Source organism: Gleimia coleocanis DSM 15436 (assembly GCF_000159015.1).
GTDB classification, from domain to species: Bacteria; Actinomycetota; Actinomycetes; order Actinomycetales; family Actinomycetaceae; genus Gleimia; species Gleimia coleocanis.
The window spans coordinates 195,023-213,649 of sequence record NZ_DS999545.1 but is presented as its reverse complement, the minus strand read 5'-3'; the positions used below and the strand labels follow the sequence as shown (position 1 = coordinate 213,649).

Below are 18,627 nucleotides of genomic sequence, written 5' to 3'. Positions count from 1 at the left end.
CCTGCATAGTTACGTTTAGTGCGTAAACTTCTTTATTTACGCTCTTTTACGGCACTGTTTGGGGCTGTGTCTGCATTTTAGTATAAGTTCTTCCGAACTACTACCATCGATTTATTCTGATTGATATACTCTAAGTGTAATCAAAATTTGTCATTTGGTACAGCGGTTATCGAAGGTGTAACCCCCAGAAGACATTTTTCAGTAAATAAGGAAGAAAACATGAGCATTACCAGCGTTGAAATTGCTTCCCAGCCAGAAGTATGGGCACGCGTAGTAGAACTCGCAACTGGCGCAGAACCATTGGCACACGACGGCGAATCCGTAGCAGTAATCGGCTGTGGCACCTCTTGGTTCATCGCTCAGGCATACACTCGCCTGCGCGAAGTACAGGGCAAGGGAGTTTCCGATGCTTTCACCGCAACCGAATTCCCAATCGACCGCGAGTACGATCGTGTCATCTGCCTATCCCGTTCCGGCACCACTACCGAAATCATTGACATCATGAAGCACCTGCACGGTCTGGGTAAGCCAGCTACCCTGATCACCGCAGTGGCTCCTGGCCCAGCAACCGAGTACGCTGCTCGTGAAGTTGTATTGGACTTCGCAGATGAAGAATCCGTTGTGCAGACTCGTTTCGCAACCTCCGCACTGATTTACTTCCGCGCTTCCCTGGGTGAAGACCTCACTCAGGCAATCGCAGACGCTAAGACTGCTGTTGAAGTTGAAATCCCACAGCGTTGGGTTGATGCCACTCAGATTACTTTCCTGGGCACCGGCTGGACTATCGGTATCGCTAACGAAGCTGGCTTGAAGCTGCGTGAAGCAAGCCAATCTTGGACTGAAACCTACCCAGCAATGGAATACCGCCACGGCCCAATCTCCATCGCTGAACCAGGTCGCCTGACTTGGGCTTTCGGTGAGGTTCCAGTTGGTTTGCGTGAACAGACTGAAGCTACTGGCGCAGAATTCGTTCACTCTGACCTGGATCCTTTGGCAGACCTGATTGTGGCTCAACGTGTAGCTGTTGCTCGCGCAGAAGCTAAAGGTCTGAACCCAGACACCCCACGTAACCTGACTCGTTCCGTCATTTTGGACGAACACTGAGTTTCATTGAATCTTTTGGATTAATACGACAATGAGTTAGCGGGTGCGTAACCGGGTTTAGCTGGGTACGTACCCGCTTTCTCTTATTAGTTTTCAAGGAGAATACGTGGCATACGCGATTGGTATTGACGTTGGTGGCACCACTATTAAAGCAGCTATTATCAGCGATACCGGCGTCATTTGCGATACCGCGCAAGTAGATACTCCCCAAGGCACGGTAGAACTAATTTCCGCAGTTGCACAGCTGGTAGCTGATTTCCGAGGACGGGTTGTAGCCGGCTTAGTAAAGGACGGTGACACCACCGTAACTGAACTTATCGACACGGTTGGCTTTGACGTTCCCGGGATCGTAAATGAAACCACCGGTATTGCAGAGTTTTCAGCCAACCTGGGTTGGCGTAATTTCTACGCGAAAGAAATGCTTTCCAAGAAGCTAGGAACCCCAGTTGCTTTTGGTCACGACGTGCGTTCTGGTGCGTTAGCTGAATCTTTCTTGGGCGTGAAGCTTCCGCACTTCTTTTACATTGCGATTGGCACCGGCATTGCTGCCACGCTGATTGTTAATAACCGCATTATGGCTCCACACCCGTGGGCAGGCGAGATTGGGCAGACCCCAGTTTTCCCTCAGTTTCGTGGTGATGAAACAGTGTCGCGCGTAGAGCGTTTCACCTCTACCCTACCAGTTGAGCAGATTGCTTCGGCTTCTGCGATTACCCGTCAGGCGGTGGAGCTTGGTTTAGTTGCTGAATCTGGCGGTGCGGCTGCAGTTTACGCCCTCGCGGATAAACTAAATACGGAAACTGAACTTTCCCCGCAAGAGCTCCACGCTGCCAAGCAGGCTCGTGAAATTATTGATACGGCGGTAGCTACTTTGGCGCACACTACCGCGCATTTCCTGGCTGGTATTGGCCCAATCCCCGTTGTATTAGGTGGGGGTTTAGCAAACCGCGGGCAAGAATTGCTCGATCATTTCCGGGCTGAGCTTGAAACAGCCCTCGGAATCGTTCCGGTTCCTGAAGTCCACCGTGCACAGCTGGGCTCCTGGTCGCAGGTTCAGGGCGCAGCTTTGCGCGCTTTCATTGCGGAAGGACTAGTCTGATGAGCCGAATTTGGACACTTACCCCTAACCCTGCGTTGGATACGACCTACCGGATTCCGCAACTCACTATCGGCATTCCCCATCGCATTAATGATGTTACGGTACGTCCTGGCGGTAAGGGTTTAAATGTTTCTCGCGTGCTGGGACAGTTGGGAGTTGAAACTCACGCTACTGGTTTCGTAGGTGGTGCTAATGGTAGGCGTTTGCTGGAACTTTTAGCTGATTTACCTGTTTCCGATAAGGTACGTGCTTGTTTTATTGAAACTTCTGCGCAGACTCGCCTGTCTATCGCTGTTGTTGATGGTGATTCTGAAGCTACGGTTTTGAATGAGGCTGGGGAAACTCCTACTGATTCTGAGTGGGAAGCTTTGCTGACGTTCTTAGGTACGTCTTTGCAACCTGGTGACTTGTTGGCCAGCTGTGGTTCTTTCCCCGGTGTTTCTTCCCCAGAGTGGATGACACGCTTGGTTGAGACCGTGCATGGTGTGGGGGCTCGTATCCTGGTAGACGCTTCCGGCGCAGTTTTGCATGCAGCGTGCGCAGCGGGGGCGGATTTCGTGAAGCCAAATGATTTGGAGCTGCAAGAAACCACGGGGTGCGATTCAGTTCCCGAGGGCGCTGCCCAGTTACTTTCCGCGGGAGTGAAGGCTGTTATTACTTCCGAGGGCGCTAAGGGTATGAGTGTCCACACTCGCGATGGAGCTTTCCGCGCCAAACCAGCGCAGTTAGTTTCTGGTAACCCCACTGGCGCCGGTGATGCTTCAGTAGCAGCTTGGTGTCACCACTTGGTTGGTTTATTTGCAGGTAAACCAGCAGAGTGGATGCCTTCTGCACAGGATTTGGCTGAGGGCTTGCCTTTAGCAGTAGCTTTATCTGGAGCTGCTGTGGCTTGCCCAGTTGCCGGAGAAGTTAATTTAGATTTATTTGCCACCATGCAACCTAATGTGAAAGTAGAGGAATACTAATGCCACTGGTAGATATTCGTGAAATGGCTGCGCAGGCAGCCGCTGAAAAAGTTGGTTTGGGCGCTTTCAACGTCGTGCTGTTGGAGTTTGCGGCTGCGCAGGTTGATGCAGCAGAGCGCGTTAATCGTCCGATTATCCTGCAGCTATCTCAGAATGCTGTGAAGTACCACGGTGGTCGTCTGGCTCCCCTGGGTAAGGCTTTGCTGGCACTCGCTGAAGAAGCTACAGTTCCAGTTGCAGTTCACTTGGACCACGCGGAGGATGTGGACCTGTGCCGCGCTGCAGTTGATTTGGGCTTCAACTCTGTCATGTACGACGGTTCTCACCTGGATGACGACACTAACCGTGAAACCACCGCTAAGGTTGTGGAGTTCTGCCACGCCGCTGACGTAGCTGTGGAAGCTGAACTGGGTGAAGTGGGCGGTAAGAATGGTGTCCATGACCCATCAGCACGTACCAACCCAGAAGATGCTGCTAAGTTCGTAGCTGACACTGGCGTTGACTTACTAGCAGTGGCTGTGGGTTCTTCTCACGCAATGACTACTCGCGGTGCAGTATTGGACACTGATTTGATTTCCGCTATTCGTGACGCTGTGCCAGTGCCACTGGTTCTGCATGGTTCTTCCGGCGTTTCCGACGAAGGCATGGTAGCTGCAATTAAGGCGGGCATGACGAAGATTAATGTTTCTACTCACCTGAACGTGGGCTTCACTGGCGTAGTTCGTGAGGTTCTGGCAGCTGATGAGAAACTGGTTGATCCTCGAAAGTACATTGGTCCAGGTCGCACTCACGTTACCGACGAAGTAGCTCGCCTGCTGTCCCTGTACGCTTCTAAGTAATCTCTCCACCTGAAGGTACGTGTTTAGGTTTTAGTATTACCCTTTCGTCTTTAACCCTAGGTACGTCCTTATACTTTTGCCCACCAGCAAGCCTAAAACTGCTGGTGGGCAAAAGTAATTAAACCTAGTTCAGTTACCCCTTGAAAACTCTCTCCAACTACCCTCCAGAAACTTATAGTGCCACCTAAGGTTCCTGTAGAAGCGATTCCCCTTTACGGTGACAAGGATAATCCCGCCCTCGGGAATGGAAAATCATCAGATACTTACTATTCCGCGCCTATTTTCCCTGAAAAACTATAATGTTTCGAAGCAAACAAAGTACTGCTCAAAACATTCAGATAGCAAATAAATACTTAGCACCCACAAACATTTCGTAAATAAAAACTAAGTTCTGAACCTCATTAGTTCCGGCATTTCAAAAAGCAATAACATAAAGGCTCTATCTCTCTAATATGACCTTCAAAAATGCCGTGAGATTCTGCAACAAAGCCAAATCGTTACACTGCCTATGGTCCAAAACTCAGCCGGTTTACAATACTAAAGAAAATTAACAGAAATGCCGTAACACCCCTAGAATCCCAGAAACCTAATGCACGGTACTCTTTAATAGCAGAGTGCAAACAAAAACATTACTCCAGGTACCTTGCGCGAAATTCCGGATCTAAAAGTTCCTGCGGAGACCGCCCTCGAGAAAGCAAATTCCCCATCAACTGCACAGCCGGAGCCGCATGACTAAAGAACTCAAAATAACCCTCACACAAATAATTCTGCGGATGATCATCCGGCTGCGCCACAAACCGATCCTTCGGACACCCACCATGGCAGAAAACCCGCACCGGACAAGCCTGACATTTCCGGGACAAAGTCTGTAGTTTCGCCATGCCGAACTCCTGTTGGAAAGGAGACGTCAACATCTGCAAGAAACTATCCCCCTGCATCACGTTGCCAAGCACGTACCCTTCCTCAACATAATGGTCACAAGAGTACACGTCACCATTATGCTCAATCGCCAACGCTGCCCCACACACCGGAGAATGTACACAAACAGTAGGTACGTTCATGATATTTCCCAGCATAGTGTCAAAATGCTGTACGAAAACCCGGCCAATGTCATTTGGCAACCACTCGTCGAAAATATCCTTCATAAACTGACCGAAACCGCCCGGAGAAACCGACCGGTCAGTAACACAATCGCCCTCCTGGCGATACATAATCTGATGTTTACGATTCACCTGCCAACCAGCCTGTGCCAGAGGCAAATACTGTTCAGGTACTCGTTCAACAATCGGAATGAACTGCAGGTACGTGGCTTTTAATTCGTCCCGGAAAAACCTATAAACCTCCGCACCACGCTCTTCATTCGCCGCATGAACGGTACACAGAATATTACGTTCAACCCCATGTTTTTCCAGGTAACGCCAACCGCGCACTACCTGCTCAAAAGAACCGCGACCAGCCTTGTTTACACGAAATTCGTCATGAATATCCTTTGGGCCATCAATAGAAACCCCCAGTAGGAAGTTATTTTCCTTAAAGAAAGCTGCCCATTCATCATCAATAAGTGTTGCGTTAGTTTGCATGGCGTGGAAAACATTTTGTTCCGGACGAGCATGCTTCTTACCTAGCTCAACTGCCAGCCGGTAAAAATCCAGCCCCCGCAGTGTCGGTTCCCCACCCTGCCAAACTAATGTCACGTCACCATCTGCATGACTATTCAAGTAGTTCTTAATGTAGTCTTCTAAGGCTTGCGGGCTCATCATCTGCGAGCCGTGATCATAAAGAAGTTCCTTAGAGAGGAAGAAACAGTACGTGCAGTCTAGATTGCAGGCAGCGCCAGTTGGTTTTGCAACTACGTTAAAAGGCAGATTAGGCATATTCTGCGGTGTTTGTGGCATCTTCGCCTCCTATCTAACCAAACACGTACCTTCTAAAGTATATAAGGTACGTGTTTAGTTTTCCGCACGGCTTAGAACCTGCTTCCCACTAAACACGTACCTTAGTTCGTTTTCCCGAGGGCGCTATTTACTAACTTCCAGAAAGAATTCTCAGAACACGCTGCAAAGTGTCTTATACTCAGCTGCAATTCGCGCTGCAGTCTCCTCTAACTCACTACATTCTGCAGCTCGAGCCTGCAATTTTGGATTCCAAACCCTTTCTGCCACCGCTAGCATCCGGGGGAACAGGTGAGATAGAAGAGCATCCTCGTCAAGAATAAATTCAGACCAAGCTGAAACTTGTATCCCCACACAACGTTCCTCATAAAGCTCTTCCATAGGAGCAGTCAAAATATCTTTCACAGATATTTCTGGGACCATTCCGATTTGCTCAGGGACCTCCGGATCAGTTCGATTCAAATATAAAATCCGGCAATCAGCAAACACGTACTTTTGTGTTGTTTTTTGAATCCGGTTCAAACCATCTTCGCCTTCCCAAGCGAAAACTAATCCATCAAACTCTGGGTTTAGTTCACAGACTTCATCCCAAACGCCCACGGAACGCCCTCGGGAACGCACAATCTGCGTTGCAAAATCCATAAACCAATTCTGCAAGCCAGCCTCATCCGCTAATCCCAAAGCATCAAGATGCTGCCCCATTTCCGGATCAGTTTCCCACTGATGAAGCGCACATTCATCCCCACCGATATGAATGACATGCGAATAAGGGAATAAATCGATCACTCTATTAAGAACCGCAGTGAGGAATTCTAATGCTTCTTCATTTGGCCAGAGTAAGTCATTCGCACCTGGCAAACGCGCTTCCGGTGGCTGTAAATGTGGCCGCCCCCATTTCGGTAGAGGTAAGCCTGCCGGCCTGCCGATAGCTGGGTAGGATTCTATTGCTGCTTTCATATGCCCTGGCAGATCCAACTCAGGCATAATCTCAATATTCAACTGGTGCGCGGTTTCTACTACTTGTTTGATTTCCTCATCCGTATAAAAACCACAACTCCATTTTTCTTCCTGCTGGGCAATCCCCGTTTCAACACTTCCGGCTTTTAAAGAATGATAGTGCTGAAAAGTATTCCTTGGTAAAGTTGCCCCCACCGAAGTTAAAGCAGGGTATGTGGGCACAGAGAAACGCCAACCCGCATCATCAGTTAAATGCCAATGCAACCGATTGAATCCGTAACGATGCATTAAATGGAGTACTTTAACGATCGTGTCAGCTTTAAATACAGTGCGGGCAGAATCAATGAGTACTCCCCTCCATTCTTTTGGCTTCGCCAGCAGACTATTTTCAACTGTTGGACCTACCAGTGGTTCCGGTAGTTTACTCAGCTCGTTTAGAAAAGTTTCCATTATCCTTTAACCGCCCCTGCAACCATGCCTTGGGAAATCCTATTTTGAATCAAGACAAAGATAATGATTACCGGCAATGCAATCAAAGTCGCACCTGCCATCACAGCACCCCAGTCAGTAGCTTTTAGCCCCTGCTGAAAAGACTGAATCCAAATCGGCAAAGTAACTGAAGAATCCTTAGACAAGATAATCAGAGCTAAAGTGTACTCGTTCCAGGCAAACAGAAAACCGAATACGGAAGTAGCGACGATTCCAGGTAGTAAGAGAGGCAATGTAACTACTCTGAAAGCCTTGAATCTTGAACATCCGTCAACCATCGCTGCTTCTTCCAAATCAACTGGAATACCGTCAACGAAACCGCGCATCATCCAGGTAATGAACGGAATAATTGTGCCGATATAAAGGATTGAAAGCCCTGCTACTGAGTTCAATAGCCCCCAGCCGTCCAGCAAACGGTACTGGGAAATAAATAGGGCTTCTGCTGGAATCATCTGCACCACCAAAATAGCAATAATCATTCCAGTGCGACCTTTAAAACGAAATCGCGATAATGCAAGGGCTGCTAAGAGCGCGCAGAGTCCACCAACTAAAACAGTAACGATAGCTACTGTAAGGGAGGAACGTAAAGCGAACCAGAAGTTGTCATTCCCTAAGGCAGTTCGATAGTGATCTAGCGTGAAGTTATGTGGGATTAAATAAGGTGGCCAGGAGAGCAGTTCACGTTCATCTTCAAAAGAGGATTTCACCATCCAGTAAACGGGAACTAGCCAAATTAGAGCTAATACTAGAGCCAGAGAATTCCAACCCAAATTTTTTAATAAGCGTTTCATCAGGCAACATCCCCTTGTCTAAAGAGCAGTTGAAGATACTTTCCAGTTAGCCCCAGGGTAAGGATTAGGATAATCATTGCCAGCGCTGAAGCAACACCATAGTTTCCCTGCGAAATACCAGTTTGGTAAACGTAGGTTCCCAAAAGGTTGGTTTCTTCTTGAATGCCGCCAGCCTGCTGTAAAACGTAGATTTGTGTGAATACTCGTAAATCCCAAATCACTTGAAGTACACCAATAAGTGCGATTACCGGCGAAATCATTGGAAGCATGATTGAAAAGAGTTGTTGCTTTCTACTTGCACCATCGATTGCTGAGGCTTCAAGGATTTCAGGTGGAACTTGCACAAGCGCAGCGTAAACAGTGATAGTTACCAAAGGAATTGACGCCCAAATGATGATTAGGGACGCAATCAAATAGAAACTAATATAGTGGTTTGCTAGCCAGTTGAAGTTCTTGAAGTCTGTAAACCCTAATGAGGTGAGAAAGTAGTTCAATAGGCCTGCGCGGGGGTCAATTAGCCATTGCCAAACGGTTAGTGAGGCTAGTGCGGGCATTGCCCAAACAACGATTAACGTGGTGTTGAAAATCGTTCTTACCGCAGGGTGAATGCGAAGCATGAGAACGGCCATCCCTACTCCAAGGATCATAGTGATAGAAGCCGTCCAGATACAGAATAGAAGCGATTTTAAGAAAACGGTCCAAAAATAGGGGTCGGAAAGAATCTGCTGATAATTTGCAAATCCCACCCAGTCAGGCGCCGCCCCAAATTGTTGTTTTAAACCAAATTCCTGGAACGACATTAAAAATTGTCGGACCAGTGGGTAGCCTAGGGAAACCAGAACTGCAATGATTGCTGGTGCCATGAGTAGCCAAGGGCTTAACAGAGAACCCAACCGCTTTCGACTTAGTTTTACAGGCGCTACTTTTCTCATTTTTAATTTAAGCTTTCAGAATAAATATGCCTGGGAGCTATTGTTCCGCTAGCTCCCAGGCATACTAGAGCTGGTTTTCTGGACTAAGCCGGAACTACTTTGCGTTTAACGCGGTTTCCAGCTTTTCGTTGAAGGCTTTCGCTGTTGCTTCAACGTCTTCACCCTTTGCGATTCGGGTAAAGAAGTCGTTGATTTCTCCATCTCCAACTGCGACGCCCCACTGTGGTGTATTTGGAGTTAGCTTCGAGTTGTTTACAATATCTGCAGCAATTTCACCCAGCGGTCCAGCGATTTCAGATGAGTACTTGGTGTTGCCTGGTACCCAACCATCCTTTGCGAGGAAAGTCTGGAATCCTTCTGAGTAGATTACTTCCATTGCTTTCTTTGCTAGTTCTGGGTGCTGAGAGTTGGTTGCCAGAGCAACATTTGAGCCACCTGCGAAGGATGCGCCTGGTACGCCTTTTTCTGCAGATGGCAGTTTAAAGACTCCGACTTTATTTTCTTTCCAGAGTTTTTCATCTAGCTTGGCACCGATGTTGCCGGTACCAATCAAAATACCAGTCTGGTTTTCATTGAAGTATCGTTCAAATGACTTCTGTCCAGCTTGGGAGTCTAGTGCGAAGGTTGTACCGTTCTTAAATAGGTCTTGGACATCTTTAAGAGCTGCGATTGATTCAGGGGTGGTTACTTTTCCAACCCATTTGCCGTCTTCAAAAGCAGCATAGTCGAATCCGGATGCGAATAGGTAGGATTCAACGCCGTGGACGTCTACTGCTGCCAGGTATAAGCCACCGAAATCTACAACTTTATCTGGGTTAGCGGCCTGTAGTTTAATTGCAGCTTCCTTAAATTCAGCAATGGTTTCGGGAACTTTAATGCCTGCTTTTTCAAATAGGTCGGTGCGATAGAAGACGCCGCGCGCTCCCGCGTACAGTGGGTATGCGTAAATTTTGCCGTCCACTGTGGAGGCCTCTACGAAGGACGGGATTAGGTCTTTACCACCCAGGGTTTCTTTCAAATCAGTGACGTCTGCGAATGCGCCGACGGTAGCGAATGTAGCGGTTTGTGTGTTACCGATTTCTACGATGTCTGGGCTTTCATTCTTGGATGCTAGGGAAGTCTGCAGTTTTGATACGATACCGTCCCACTGCTGTACTTCTACTTTTAGTTCTGAGCCAGGATTCTGTTTTTCAAACTCAGTTTTTAGGTAATTCTGTGCATCTTCGGAAATAGAACCTTCCATAAACCATACGCGCACAGTTCCGGTTTCTCCGGTTTTTTCTGCGTCAGTCTTTTCTGCTGTTCCGTTAAAACCGCAGGCGGTAATGCTGAGGGCGCAGCCAAATGCTAAAAGACCAGTTAGGTAGTGTTTGGTTTTCATGATTTCTCCATCGAAGTCGTCCTACAGTTTCTTCTTTGAACCCTGAGGTGCTGTAGGTTATTTTCATTTAACTACCAACCGGAAAATCTGTCAATAAACTTTACACTTTTTATATTATTGTTACTTTTCCAAGTTTTCATATAAACTAACCAGTAAATATTTTTTACACAAGATCTCAAAGACGTGATTTTATGCCCCTCAGCAACAGTGAACAACGTTTTATTCAAACCCTAATTGAAAACGGCCCCACCTACCGGGCTGACCTCTCACGCATTCTAAACGTCTCAAGAACCACAATTACTAACCTCACACAAACCCTGGAAGCCGCAAATCTGGTAGGCGAAGACTCCACCGCCACACAAAATCTTAAAAAACCTCTAACTTTAACAACTGAACTCGGCATCATTGTTTCCCTTGCCTACCACTTCACAAAAGTTGAAACCACCGTAGGCACCCTTTGTGGAAATATCCTCTACCACCAACTTGAGTCTTACCCATTAGACTTAACCGCACAACAACGACTCTTGCTGGGCGCAACAAAAATTAAAGAAGCTCTTACACAGCTTGCTATTCCTCTCAGCAAACTCCTCGGAATCCATCTAGCAGTAGACACACAAAGCGATAAAACCACCGGTAAAGTTTATAGTTCCGCAGCCTCTAAAAAATGGCATGACGTAAACCCGAAGAAATTCTTCACCCACACGTTTAATGTCCCGGTCTACATCGAAAATACTGCCCGCCTACAAGGTTTAGCAGAAGCCACCTGGGGCGCCGGAACAGGATCAAATAACGTCTACTACGTACATCTATCACACGGCGTAACGGGAGCGCAGATTCTAAACGGTGCAATCATGGCCGGCACACGCGGTGGTGCTGGGGAGCTCGGACACACTGTCTACAGTTGGTCAGGCCCACTCTGTAGTTGCGGCAATCGCGGTTGCTTAATGCAATATGTTTCAATTCCCGCGATTGAAAGAGATGCTTCTTCCACCCTCGGAAAATCAATGAAGTATGCCGAATTTGCGCAGCATTTGAAGGACCGTCTGCCACTCGCCCTGGATATCATGGAACGCGCAATGCAGATTCTCAGCCAGTCCTTGGTAAACATCTGCCACTTACTCGACCCGGAAGTAATCATTCTGGGTGGAGAAATCGTTGAAATAGACTACCCCTTTGCCGAAAAAGTTGAGCTTTATCTGCGTCAACACGCTCTGCCGTTAAGTGGCACCCAAATTATCATTCGCGAACAGCAATTCCACGGTGAAGATGTTGCCTGCGGTAAAGCGGGTATTACTTCCTTACGTCAAACTGAGGAAATTATTCAGCTGGCCCTGAGTAAATAATCCGAAAGCATCCATTCACTGGGTTTGAAACCGAGCTCGTACCTGATTTTATTTTCCGAGGGCGGTCCTTCCAGTGTTTTCGAAAACCAACCACGTACCTAGTTGTAAAACTAAACAGGTACCTATCTGCAAAGTAATAAAAATGTCGCCTGAAGGAAACCTTTGCGGCTCCCTTCAGGCGATTAACTCTTTAGAAAACGGTTTATTCGTCTTCTAAGTCGTCATAGTCGTCGTGGCTGGTGTTACCCAAAGCTACGTCGAAATCAGTCATCGCAGCCATCCACTTTGCGAAAGTAGTATCGCCACGTTCTACCAGCTGTCGGTGCAGGTTCTTTGATAGTTCCGTGCGCACTTCGTGGTAGATAGGTGCGTCATATACGTTGTTCATTTCGTATGGGTCGTGACGCAGGTCGTAAAGCTCGTTCACGGATTCTGGGTTGATTACCAGCTTGTAGTCACGAGTTCGCAGACCACGTTGTTGCAGTGGGAAGTGGTGTCCGTGGAATTCCAAGACGATGTCTTCACGCCAGTCTGGCACTTCCTTACCGCGGGTGAGGTCTACCAGGGAACGTCCGTCTTGCACCTTAGATGCGTCCAGGCCAGCGAGGTCCATGATGGTTGCTGGGACGTCCAAGAGGGAGACGAAGGATTCGTTGGAGCCATGGTGGGAAATGCCTGGGATATGTACCAGCATTGGAATGTTGTAGATATCTTCGTACATTGCTGGACCTTTGTCGTTCATCCGGTGTGCACCGGTGAACTCACCGTGGTCTGCGGTGAAGAAAACGGCGGTTTCATCTGCCAGGCCAAGGCGTTCTACTTCAGCGCGGATCAGACCAATTTCGTGGTCTATCATAGCGACGTAACCCCAGTAGATGGCGATGAGTTTCTTCCATTCATCACTGGTGAATGATGCGGTAGACCAGTAGGTTGCGTAGTTCGACTGGATTGGTGGTTTGCCAACCAGGGTGTCACCGAAGGATGGTGGCAGGGTTACGGTTTCTGGATCAATCAGGTCGAAGTATTCGTCTGGAATCATGTATGGCAGGTGTGGACCATAGTAGTGGAGGTCCAGACAGAATGGTTTACCGTTTTCTTTGTAGTCGGCAGCGTACTGGCGTAGGCGTTCGATTGCGCGTTCGGTGAGGAAGCGTTCGAAGGTTGCTTCGACTGGCTGCTGTAGGCGTCCTGCCAGGGTATGTCCGGGGCGGTTACCTGGGAGAGTGCCGCGGATTGGATCTTTGATTTCTGGTGCTGGGTAGCCTTTTTCTTCCAGCCAAGCGCGGTAAACAGGGTTGTTTACTGGGTTTACGGCACCGATGAAGGAGTCGTCGTCCATGCCGAATTCGTCTGGTAGATGGGTTTCGCCTGCGTGGAACTTACCAACGATACCTACGTTGTAGTTGTTGTCGCGTAGTTCCTGGGTGTAGGTCCAGAAATCTGGGGTGATGTCTGAGGTGTAGACGATGTTCCATTCGTGGTTGGCAGCTACTTTGTGTTTGAAAGGTGCCAGACCGGTGAGCAGGGAGGCGCGAGCTGGGGTGCAGATCGCGGTTGGGGTGTATGCCTGGGTGAAGGCAAAGCCCTGCTGGGAGAGTGCATCAATGTTTGGGGTTTGAGCGTGTGGGTTTCCCAGGGCGCCGATGGTGTCAACGCGGTGCTGGTCGGTTACGATGACCAGGAAGTTTGGGATGCGTGGTGCTGATTCACTCATGGTTCTTCTTTCTTGGGATTAAAGAGTCCAGAGAAAAATTCCGAGGGCGGTCCGGCACGATCTTTTCGCTGGACCGCCCTCGAAGTTTATTTAACTTGGGCTTACTTGCCTGCTGCTTCCTTCAAGAGGTCGATCTTGAAGTAGGTGTTTGGTGCAAGCAGTTCAGATTCCTGTACCTTGCCGTTCTTTACGAAGAACTTGCCCAGGGTGTTGAGCCAGTTTTCAATGGTGCCGTCTTCCCACAGCTTCAACTGGTCTGCGGTGGAGAGGGTTGCGATGTACTTTGCTTCACCCTTGAGTGCTTCTGCGTCCTGGCCGGACAGTGCTGCTACGAGTTCAACAGTCTTGTCACCATTTTCTGCACGGAAGTCCAGTGCTTCGGTGAGTACCATCTGTACGCGCTTAGCGAGTTCTGGGTTTTCTTTGTCCAGGCCCTTACGCATTACGATTGCGGATGGGAATGCCAGCTGGTCTTCGAAGTCCTTGTCTTCTGCCAGTTCAACCAAGTCTGGTACCTGCTTCTTGATGGTGTCTACCATTGGGTACCACAGGCCTGCTGCGTCGATCTGACCAGCGGAGAATGCGGATACTACGGTACCTGGATCCATTGGGACACGTTCGATATCATCAATGGTCATGCCTGCCTTTTCCAGAGCCAGGGTGAGGATGGTGTCACCGGAGGTGCCTTCTGGAACGCCAACCTTCTTGCCCTTCAGGTCCTTAATGTCCTTGATGCCTGGCTGTGCGATAACGCGGTCTGCCTGGGAGGTAGCGATCAAGCAAGCCATGTCTGCCTTACCGGAAGCTGGCAACCAGAATGCACCGTTACCAATGTAGCCGTAGTCGAGGTCCTTGGTACCAAGAGCCTGAATCTGCAGTGGGCCGTTGGTGAAGGTCTTGAGGTTTACGTTCAGGCCGTGCTTTTCCCACAGTCCCTGGTCGTTTGCAATCGCGATGAGTGCAGTACCGTTGAGGTCTGGAATGTAACCGAAGTTTACATCCATTACTTCCATTGGCTTTTCAGCTGCTTTGTCTGCTGGCGCGTCGGTGCCACCACATGCTGCCATGCCCATGGATAGTGCTGCGACTGCAGCGAATGCGGAAAAACGACGTAGTTTCATGGTTTTATTCTCCTTTGAATGTTTTATTCTGTTTTTATCGCTGTGGACCAATTGGACCGTCGTAGGTCTGGTTTGGATCTTGATGGTAAACGGCCTTCCAGATTTTGTTTCGCAGCTCTGCGAATTCTGGGGAGAGGCGCATTTCATCAGTACGTGGGTAAGGCAGGTCGATTGGGATGATGTCGTAGATACGACCTGGCTTGGCTGCCATGACGATGACGCGGTTTGCCAAGAAGACTGCTTCGTCTACGTCGTGGGTAATGAACATTACGGTACGCTTGTCCTGGCTCCATGCATCCAGCAACTGTGACTGTAGCTGCACGCGAGTCAGTGCGTCAAGTGCGCCGAATGGTTCGTCCATCAGCAGGATGGATGGGTTTACTGCGTATGCGCGGGCAATTGCACAACGCTGTTTCATACCACCTGAGAGGGTTTTTGGTAGGGAGTCAGCGAACTGGGTCAGACCTACCATTTCAATGAAGTGTTCAGCAATTTTACGGCGTTCAGCCTTAGAGATGTCTTTGCGGGAACGCAGACCGAATTCTACGTTTTCGCGGACGGTCAGCCATGGGAATAGCGCGTATGCCTGGAAGATTACGCCACGTTCTGGGGATGGACCATCTACTTCTTTGCCATCTACGGTTACGATGCCTTCACTTGGGGTGATTAGTCCTGCTAAGAGGTTCATCATGGTGGACTTACCACAACCGGATGGGCCAACGACGGTGACGAACTCTGATTCGCCTACTTCTAGAGAAACGTTATCTAGGGCTTGGAAGTAGTCTTTGCCTAGGCGGAATACTTTAGAAACGTCTTTGATTACGATCTTTGGAGCTTTTGCTTCAGTCATTTAGATCAGATCCTTTCCTGCCAGCCGGTGAGCTTGTTTTCTGCGAACAGCAGGATGCGGTCCATGAACAAGCCAAATACGCCAATGGTAATCAGGGATACAAAGATGGTTGGCATATCGTAGTAAATCTGTGCGTTCTGCATACGGTAGCCGAGGCCGACGGATGCTGCAATCAGTTCTGCTGCCACCACGGTTGCCCAAGCGGAACCGAGACCGACGCGCATACCTACGAGGATGAATGGGGTGGAGGCGGGAACTACTACCTTTGCGAAAATGCGTCCGTCGCCGGCACCGAGTACGCGGGCTGCGTTGATGAGGGTTTTATCTACGTTAATAACACCCTGGAAGGTGGAGATAACACAGGAAAGGAAAGCTGCCAGGAAGATAACGAAGATTTTTGGCTGTTCACCGATACCCATCAGCACGATTGCCAGTGGGATGATTGCCAGTGGTGGAACCGTACGGAAGAACTGAATCCATGGTTCGAAGATACCGCGGGCTGGAACGTACCAGCCCATCAGGAAGCCAACTGGGATTGCAAGGGCGGTACCCATTGCGAAGCCGGTGAGCACGCGGGCGAGGGATGCCAGGGTATCGGTAATCCAGATGCCGTTTGCGATCATGCCATAGAAACGGTTTGCTACTTCGAGTGGTGTTGGGAGGTTAATGCCGATGGTGGCGAGGATCCACCAGATAGCGATACCTCCAACGACAGAAACAATATTCAGAGTGAGGAGGAGACGCTTCTTGCGAAGTTCTTCCTGCTTTGGATCACGTGCCTGTGAGTCTTTTGCCGATTTAGTAGCGGCTGCGCTCATGGTGATCTCCTTTCCACCAGTGGTGAAGCAAAATGTTGGTTCTTCATTGAATCCAAGCTCGTCTGCGTTGACGAACTAAGTTATGTACTTAGAATAAGAATAATTATTTTGAATTGCACAAAATACAAAAATAAGTTTAGTTGCCTTATTATAAAGCCCGTATTTACAAGAAAAATTCTCTAAATTCTCAAAAAATACATATTATGTATTTTAGAATAAACATAAATAAGGGTTTCTCAGCAGTCACCCAACATAAGTTTTCAGACAGGGTACGTCATGATCCCAAACACGCATACACTCACCTCCAACGACGCCGAATCCACCCTCCGCGAAACCGTCGTCGCCGCCCTACAATCCCATGGTTCTCTTACCCGCAGCGAACTCTGTGACATCACTGGTGAAACTAGAGCAACCATTTCCGCCCTCGTAAATAATCTGCTGAAAACCGACGCAATCCGCATCAGCGAAACCCAAAAAGCCAACGGCCGCGGACGCCCCACACAACGCCTCTCCCTAAATCGAGACTGCGCCCAATACCTGGGAATCGCCATGCAGAAACAACGCGCCTCCGCAACCGTGCACAATATCGTCCACGAACCCCTACTCAGCATCGAAGTACCAAACCCCAACGGCATTATCAGCATCGAAATCCTAGAACGTACCGTGCGTGAACTCTCCGCCAGCGCCCGCACTAACAGACTCAGCCTCCGCAACCTAAAAAGCATTGGCTGCGCATTCCCCGGGCTACTACCCAACCAGCGACTCAGCCTGCCAAGCGCAGACGCCCGCGAACTCGCCTACGCCATAGAAGCTTTCCTAGAAGACTGGTTCGGCTACAAACCCATTATTGAAGGCACCGCACGCACTGCCGCCCTCGCCGAACTCCGCCACCGCCCCGCTGTCACCGACTGCCTCTACTTCCGCGTCTCAGACGGCGTCGCCATGGTACAGGTATCAGCATCCAACCTTGTCACCGGAACCTATCGCCTAGCAGGAGAAATCGGGCATATCACCATCGACCCACACGGCTTCCAATGTTTCTGCGGAAAACGCGGCTGTTTAGAAACAATCATTTCCAACCCAGCGTTATGCCAGCTGGCAGGAACCCAATCAACCTTTGGACTAATGCAGCTATGGGCAGAAGGCAACCCAGAAGTCCGTCGCATGCTAGAAAACGCCATGCGTATCACTGGTGCCGCATTAGCCCACGCAGCGCTTATCACCGACCCTGGCTCAATCATAGTTTCCTGGGCGCTAACCCAGCAGATTCCGGAGCTTTTTGCGATTCTGGAAGAGTCCATTCGTAATGGTCTACTTCCAGCACTACGCCGCACTATTCAGATCGAACCAGCGATTTTGCCTGAAGTTACTGCTTGTTCTCGGGGCGCCGCCTACATGGGAGCATTAGGACAGCGATAATCCCGCAGGGCTTACGAAAGGGTTAGAGCAACTGCAGTCACTACCCCAACAGCCCCGAGCAGAGCGGCAAAAATTAGGGTTAGCATATGTGGCTTTGCCTTTTGGGAAAGCGGTCCCCCAATAAACGAGCCACTCATTGAGCCCGCCATAAACGCAAAGACTACCCACCAGTCAACCACTACTGGCTGCCCCCAGCGTGAAAGCAGACCCGAAGCAGCTGCCAAAATCATGATGAGCAGTGAAGTTCCTGCGGCTTCGCGGATATTAAAACCAAGTACCAGGGTCAGCATGGGAACGACGATGAATCCTCCACCGACACCAAAGAAACCGGTGAGGAATCCCGTAAATAATGCAGCTAGAGCAATAGCTGGTAGTCCGCGGCGGAAGAGTTTTTCTTCTGCTGCGGCGACCAGCCCGGCTTGGGTTTCCTTGTAGCGTTTAGCTTCAAGTAGCCCCTTGCGCAGCATGATGATGCCCATGATGGTAATCATTATGGCGAAGGCCGTTAGCAAAATATCACCAGAGACTTGCCCGGCAACTTTTGCTCCAAGGAAGGACCCAACCATTGAGACGAAGGCGAAAACCAAGCCATCTTTAAAGCGTACGTTGCCTTTACGAATTCGTCCGGGCAGAGCAGTGAGGGCGGTCGCTAATACGATTACGAGCGATCCGGTGGCGGCTCCGTGGGGTGATTGCCCGAGTAAGTAGATCAGAGCGGGGACTGCCAAAATGCCGCCGCCAGCTCCGAGGGCTCCAACAACTATGCCGACGCCAATGCCGACTAAAATCGCGATAATGATTGCTTCCACATTAAAAGTTCTACTCTTGTTAGCTTACTTTCGCAAACAGCCTTTTCTATTCACCTAGGTACGTGCTTCGTTTTCCACTGATTTTCACCTTAGGTACGTGCTGG

At 49.3% G+C, this 18,627-nt stretch carries 16 protein-coding genes; 6 read left to right on the top strand and 10 right to left on the bottom strand.

What is annotated here, in order from left to right; genetic code table 11:
- The first annotated feature begins 219 nt into the window (after positions 1-219).
- The 4 genes from HMPREF0044_RS05835 to HMPREF0044_RS05820 all read left to right on the top strand — a co-directional run bounded on the left by HMPREF0044_RS05835 (position 220) and on the right by HMPREF0044_RS05820 (position 4,007).
- A complete protein-coding gene (locus HMPREF0044_RS05835; RefSeq protein ID WP_006547204.1) occupies positions 220-1,104 on the top strand; it encodes an SIS domain-containing protein in 885 nt (294 codons plus the stop codon).
- A 106-nt stretch (positions 1,105-1,210) separates the two neighbouring features.
- The gene (locus HMPREF0044_RS05830; RefSeq protein WP_006547203.1) at positions 1,211-2,203 is read left to right on the top strand and encodes an ROK family protein; all 993 of its coding nucleotides are present in this window, start codon (positions 1,211-1,213) and stop codon (positions 2,201-2,203) included.
- On the top strand, positions 2,203-3,168 hold the full coding sequence (locus HMPREF0044_RS05825; RefSeq protein WP_006547202.1) for a 1-phosphofructokinase family hexose kinase: 966 nt from the start codon (positions 2,203-2,205) through the stop codon (positions 3,166-3,168). The genes HMPREF0044_RS05830 and HMPREF0044_RS05825 overlap by 1 nt, the downstream gene beginning before the upstream one ends.
- Positions 3,168-4,007, top strand: a complete 840-nt coding sequence (locus HMPREF0044_RS05820; protein ID WP_006547201.1) for a class II fructose-bisphosphate aldolase — start codon at positions 3,168-3,170, stop codon at positions 4,005-4,007. The genes HMPREF0044_RS05825 and HMPREF0044_RS05820 overlap by 1 nt, the downstream gene beginning before the upstream one ends.
- A gap of 629 nt (positions 4,008-4,636) precedes the next feature.
- On the opposite strand, the gene HMPREF0044_RS05815 is transcribed toward HMPREF0044_RS05820, so the two are convergent.
- The 5 genes from HMPREF0044_RS05815 to HMPREF0044_RS05795 all read right to left on the bottom strand — a co-directional run bounded on the left by HMPREF0044_RS05815 (position 4,637) and on the right by HMPREF0044_RS05795 (position 10,449).
- The gene (locus HMPREF0044_RS05815) at positions 4,637-5,902 is read right to left on the bottom strand and encodes an anaerobic sulfatase maturase (RefSeq protein WP_006547199.1); all 1,266 of its coding nucleotides are present in this window, start codon (positions 5,900-5,902) and stop codon (positions 4,637-4,639) included.
- A 150-nt stretch (positions 5,903-6,052) separates the two neighbouring features.
- Positions 6,053-7,306 carry a family 20 glycosylhydrolase gene (locus tag HMPREF0044_RS07945; protein WP_006547198.1) on the bottom strand — a complete coding sequence of 418 codons (1,254 nt, stop codon included), beginning with the start codon at positions 7,304-7,306 and terminating at the stop codon, positions 6,053-6,055.
- A complete protein-coding gene (locus HMPREF0044_RS05805) occupies positions 7,306-8,136 on the bottom strand; it encodes a carbohydrate ABC transporter permease (RefSeq protein WP_006547197.1) in 831 nt (276 codons plus the stop codon). The genes HMPREF0044_RS07945 and HMPREF0044_RS05805 overlap by 1 nt, the downstream gene beginning before the upstream one ends.
- On the bottom strand, positions 8,136-8,999 hold the full coding sequence (locus tag HMPREF0044_RS05800; protein ID WP_006547196.1) for a carbohydrate ABC transporter permease: 864 nt from the start codon (positions 8,997-8,999) through the stop codon (positions 8,136-8,138). Before HMPREF0044_RS05800 ends, HMPREF0044_RS05805 begins: the two co-directional genes overlap by 1 nt.
- 163 nt (positions 9,000-9,162) lie before the next feature.
- Complete coding sequence (locus HMPREF0044_RS05795; RefSeq protein WP_006547195.1) at positions 9,163-10,449, bottom strand: extracellular solute-binding protein; 1,287 nt, start codon at positions 10,447-10,449, stop codon at positions 9,163-9,165.
- A 191-nt stretch (positions 10,450-10,640) separates the two neighbouring features.
- Here HMPREF0044_RS05795 and HMPREF0044_RS07940 point away from each other — a divergent pair, with 191 nt between their 5' ends.
- Positions 10,641-11,792, top strand: coding sequence for an ROK family transcriptional regulator (locus tag HMPREF0044_RS07940; RefSeq protein WP_006547194.1), 1,152 nt, complete (start codon positions 10,641-10,643; stop codon positions 11,790-11,792).
- A 202-nt stretch (positions 11,793-11,994) separates the two neighbouring features.
- On the opposite strand, the gene HMPREF0044_RS05785 is transcribed toward HMPREF0044_RS07940, so the two are convergent.
- The 4 genes from HMPREF0044_RS05785 to HMPREF0044_RS05770 form a co-directional block, all read right to left on the bottom strand.
- Positions 11,995-13,506: a sulfatase family protein gene (locus HMPREF0044_RS05785; protein ID WP_006547193.1), complete on the bottom strand. Its 1,512-nt coding sequence runs from the start codon at positions 13,504-13,506 to the stop codon at positions 11,995-11,997.
- Positions 13,507-13,607: 101 nt separating this feature from the next.
- The gene (locus tag HMPREF0044_RS05780; RefSeq protein WP_006547192.1) at positions 13,608-14,627 is read right to left on the bottom strand and encodes an aliphatic sulfonate ABC transporter substrate-binding protein; all 1,020 of its coding nucleotides are present in this window, start codon (positions 14,625-14,627) and stop codon (positions 13,608-13,610) included.
- A gap of 34 nt (positions 14,628-14,661) precedes the next feature.
- The gene (locus HMPREF0044_RS05775) at positions 14,662-15,477 is read right to left on the bottom strand and encodes an ABC transporter ATP-binding protein (protein WP_006547191.1); all 816 of its coding nucleotides are present in this window, start codon (positions 15,475-15,477) and stop codon (positions 14,662-14,664) included.
- A 5-nt stretch (positions 15,478-15,482) separates the two neighbouring features.
- Positions 15,483-16,295, bottom strand: coding sequence for an ABC transporter permease (locus HMPREF0044_RS05770; protein ID WP_006547190.1), 813 nt, complete (start codon positions 16,293-16,295; stop codon positions 15,483-15,485).
- Positions 16,296-16,571: 276 nt separating this feature from the next.
- On the opposite strand from HMPREF0044_RS05770, the gene HMPREF0044_RS05765 reads away from it, so the two are divergent.
- On the top strand, positions 16,572-17,714 hold the full coding sequence (locus HMPREF0044_RS05765) for an ROK family protein (protein ID WP_006547189.1): 1,143 nt from the start codon (positions 16,572-16,574) through the stop codon (positions 17,712-17,714).
- Positions 17,715-17,725: 11 nt separating this feature from the next.
- Here HMPREF0044_RS05765 and HMPREF0044_RS05760 read toward each other — a convergent pair whose 3' ends face one another.
- Positions 17,726-18,523 carry a sulfite exporter TauE/SafE family protein gene (locus tag HMPREF0044_RS05760; protein WP_006547188.1) on the bottom strand — a complete coding sequence of 266 codons (798 nt, stop codon included), beginning with the start codon at positions 18,521-18,523 and terminating at the stop codon, positions 17,726-17,728.
- Between the last annotated feature and the right edge of the window lie 104 nt (positions 18,524-18,627).

What these genes read in the sequence shown, in the direction of transcription:
- HMPREF0044_RS05835 (WP_006547204.1), top strand. Translation starts at nt 220, where the DNA reads ATGAGCATTACCAGCGTTGAAATTGCTTCCCAGCCAGAAGTATGGGCA.
- HMPREF0044_RS05825 (WP_006547202.1), top strand. Translation starts at nt 2,203, where the DNA reads ATGAGCCGAATTTGGACACTTACCCCTAACCCTGCGTTGGATACGACC.
- HMPREF0044_RS05820 (WP_006547201.1), top strand. Translation starts at nt 3,168, where the DNA reads ATGCCACTGGTAGATATTCGTGAAATGGCTGCGCAGGCAGCCGCTGAA.
- HMPREF0044_RS05815 (WP_006547199.1), bottom strand. Translation starts at nt 5,902, where the DNA reads ATGCCACAAACACCGCAGAATATGCCTAATCTGCCTTTTAACGTAGTT.
- HMPREF0044_RS07945 (WP_006547198.1), bottom strand. Translation starts at nt 7,306, where the DNA reads ATGGAAACTTTTCTAAACGAGCTGAGTAAACTACCGGAACCACTGGTA.
- HMPREF0044_RS05805 (WP_006547197.1), bottom strand. Translation starts at nt 8,136, where the DNA reads ATGAAACGCTTATTAAAAAATTTGGGTTGGAATTCTCTGGCTCTAGTA.
- HMPREF0044_RS05800 (WP_006547196.1), bottom strand. Translation starts at nt 8,999, where the DNA reads ATGGCACCAGCAATCATTGCAGTTCTGGTTTCCCTAGGCTACCCACTG.
- HMPREF0044_RS05795 (WP_006547195.1), bottom strand. Translation starts at nt 10,449, where the DNA reads ATGAAAACCAAACACTACCTAACTGGTCTTTTAGCATTTGGCTGCGCC.
- HMPREF0044_RS07940 (WP_006547194.1), top strand. Translation starts at nt 10,641, where the DNA reads ATGCCCCTCAGCAACAGTGAACAACGTTTTATTCAAACCCTAATTGAA.
- HMPREF0044_RS05785 (WP_006547193.1), bottom strand. Translation starts at nt 13,506, where the DNA reads ATGAGTGAATCAGCACCACGCATCCCAAACTTCCTGGTCATCGTAACC.
- HMPREF0044_RS05780 (WP_006547192.1), bottom strand. Translation starts at nt 14,627, where the DNA reads ATGAAACTACGTCGTTTTTCCGCATTCGCTGCAGTCGCAGCACTATCC.
- HMPREF0044_RS05775 (WP_006547191.1), bottom strand. Translation starts at nt 15,477, where the DNA reads ATGACTGAAGCAAAAGCTCCAAAGATCGTAATCAAAGACGTTTCTAAA.
- HMPREF0044_RS05770 (WP_006547190.1), bottom strand. Translation starts at nt 16,295, where the DNA reads ATGAGCGCAGCCGCTACTAAATCGGCAAAAGACTCACAGGCACGTGAT.
- HMPREF0044_RS05765 (WP_006547189.1), top strand. Translation starts at nt 16,572, where the DNA reads ATGATCCCAAACACGCATACACTCACCTCCAACGACGCCGAATCCACC.